This window comes from Leclercia sp. M50, from assembly GCF_037150775.1.
Taxonomy (GTDB): domain Bacteria; phylum Pseudomonadota; class Gammaproteobacteria; order Enterobacterales; family Enterobacteriaceae; genus Enterobacter.
The window spans coordinates 1-2920 of sequence record NZ_JBBCPK010000199.1 but is presented as its reverse complement, the minus strand read 5'-3'; the positions used below and the strand labels follow the sequence as shown (position 1 = coordinate 2920).

Here is a 2920-nt window from a genome sequence, read left to right as displayed (position 1 = left end):
TAAAAAAAGAAAAAGACAATGAGATTAAAAAATTATCGGATGAAAACGATAATTTAAATATAGATAAGTCAAATTTACAGCATGAATTAGATATGAGTAAAATTGAGCTTTCAGATGCATATAGTCAAAGGAATGAAGCATCCAGAAAAAATAGCGTTTATATTGATAAAGTAAACGCTCTAAAAAAAGAAAATAAACTATTACTTCCATACAAAGATCAATTTGATTTGAAATTAAAGCAGGAAAAAGAGCCATTGCAAGCAGAAGTCAAAGAATTGACTTCTGAAAATACCAATTTGAAAAATGAGAACACAAAATTAAAAAAAGAAAATTTAGATTTCAAAGAATTTATTTTGGGTGTTAAAAATTACTATGGATCTAAATTTCAGGAATGGTACGAGGAAGTATTCAACCCAAAAACAAAAACAAAACCCAAATTTTAATTGAATATTTTCATATTTGCCGCCTATGTGGTGTATGAGACACCACCAGAAGCGGCCTGACAGCGTTTAGCTGTCATAGCTGGGATTTATCCCAAAAAAAGTGGTTTTGCACGCAGTTAGTTATCTTTAAATATCAGTAACTTATAAATAAAAAATGCAGGTTGGGAAAATGTGGTCAGGGAGCTGACCGCATTGGGGTGGGGGTACCTTCATAACGCCTTGGTGCGTTGTGAAGAGGGGGAACGGGGCGGGGTTCCCCCTTTGGTATGTAACTACATATAAAACAAAGAAATACTGTTAAACTTTGAACCGTGAGAACTGCAGAACCACAAGTGGTTCTGTGGTTCGAGGGGTTGGCCTGCCCGGCGAGGGCGGTTTTGCAGTTGATTTTACGGTTTCTTCTTTCTTATTTTCTTACTTCTTAAGCACCCTTTAAAGCCTTATATATCAACACTTTACCAAAAAAAAAATTATGAAAATCATAATTTTCGATTATGAAAATCATAATGCAAAATTATGAAAATCATAATCAGACTTATGAAAATCATAATTTTGCATACAGGTGCATTGATATGATTTGATGTTGAAACGATAACTTTCTTATCGTTTTGATATTGACATTGCATTTAGATCGGTTATAAATGCAACATAGGTTATTATTTTTATTAAAAAAAGGAATGTAAAATGGCAAAAGCAAAGGTTTTAATAAACGATACAGATGAAGCAACAATAAAAAACGTATTAGATGTTGATGATATGAATGAAGTAAACATTAACGTCACGAGAAAAAAGAAAACTGGATTTTTGGGAACTTATTCAATAGTTTTTCATGAGTCTGTGAAAACACTATCTAAAATGAACTTAAAGCCAAATGCTTATAAGATTGTAATGTACTTATTTGGCATTATAGAAATGGGTAATATTTTAGTTAACTTTTCACAAAAGAAGATAGCTGATGATTTAGGCTTGCAGCCGTCGAACGTCTCACGAGCATTCAATGAGCTGTTTAAAAAAGGAGTTTTAATAAAAGATAGCGAGGACGGACACGTCTACTTAAATTCAAATCTATGCACAATGGGTGTTCCGAAAAACTTTGATCAAAAGAGAATGAAAAGTTTACAAAAATCAAATATTGAAACTGAAGATTTTAAAAATCAGATCAATCTATTTACTCCAACGAACACAACAAAAATAAAAACCAATGATAAGAAAGTTATCAAGAAAAAAGAAAAAGAAAACGTTTTAGAGTTTCCTATGCAGAATGATTGGGTTGATATTGAATAGTAAACTAACACTACCGCGCTTCGCTTGCTGAATCCCTAAACCTCGCAAATATGAAATTTGCAAGCTTTAGGGATTTGCTTTTTGTTTTGAAGTTGACTTTAACCCCGTAGGGCCGCATCTATGGAGCAGCATATGAAATATGCTAGCGTAATAGATATAGTCGGTTCCTATAGCTATTGACAGAAAAACAATAAATGTTAATTACATATATAAGGAAAATTAAAATATAGGAGAATTTAAAATGAAATCACAATTTATGCATGTAGAACTCTACAGCAGAGAAGAACCAGCTAAAAAGACAATAAATAAAAGTAAAAATATAAATCATAAATCTGATGTTAGAACAACAACCGTAAACGGTGTGTTGTCAGAAATGAAAAGGGAGGAGGGTTTTACATCCCATTTAGAAACCATAGCTGCACCGGAGGTGCTCTATGGGTCTATAGATGCCTTAGAACGCTCTATAGAGCGTTATGAGGCTGAATTTAAGACTACTGATAAAAACGGCAAGGAGAAGAAGCTACGCAAAGATGCATGCATCTTGCTAGCTGGTGTAGTTTCTCTAGATCGAGCTGATGAAGAAATTTGGGAAGAATATAAGAAATCATCTATTGAATATTTAAAAGATAAATATGGTGAAAATTTAAAATGTGTTGTTGAGCATACAGACGAAACAAACCCACATTTTCATTTTTACGTTGTGGGAAACAAGGATCAAGATTTAAATTTGCTTCATGATGGAAAGCTAGCAGTATCTAAATTAGCAAAAGAAGATAAGAAAAAATTACATCAAACAGCTTACACAGAAGCTATGATTAAATTTCAAGATGATTTTTATGTACAGGTATCAAATAAATTTGGATTGAGCAGAACGGGCGAGGAGCCGCGAGAACGCTATAAATCACGCCCTGATTACTTGAGATTTAAAAAAAGACAAGAAACAGCATTAAATATATTAGCCAATTTAGAAGAGTTTGAAGAAAAAGAATTAAAAAAAGCAAAACAAGCTGGCTTTAATGTTGGTATTAAAAATTTCGATGAAACTAATTTTTTTAGGAAACTCGATTGGAGAGTAAAAAGAATAAAAAAAGAAAAAGACAATGAGATTAAAAAATTATCGGATGAAAACGATAATTTAAATATAGATAAGTCAAATTTACAGCATGAATTAGATATGAGTAAAATTGAGCTTT

The 2920-nt window shown here is 32.1% G+C and carries 2 protein-coding genes and 1 pseudogene; all 3 read left to right on the top strand.

Features of this window, described 5'->3' with window-relative positions:
* Window positions 1-443: pseudogene (locus tag WFM46_RS23400) on the top strand (mobilization protein); the annotation flags it as partial.
* Window positions 444-1127: 684 nt separating this feature from the next.
* Window positions 1128-1727, top strand: a complete 600-nt coding sequence (locus WFM46_RS23395; protein ID WP_204620865.1) for a Crp/Fnr family transcriptional regulator — start codon at window positions 1128-1130, stop codon at window positions 1725-1727.
* Between the two features lie 241 nt (window positions 1728-1968).
* On the top strand, window positions 1969-2920 hold a 952-nt coding region (locus WFM46_RS23390; protein ID WP_336998688.1), incomplete at its 3' end, for a plasmid recombination protein.

Coding starts and splice junctions, on each gene's coding strand:
- WFM46_RS23395 (WP_204620865.1), top strand. CDS start 1,128: ATGGCAAAAGCAAAGGTTTTAATAAACGATACAGATGAAGCAACAATA.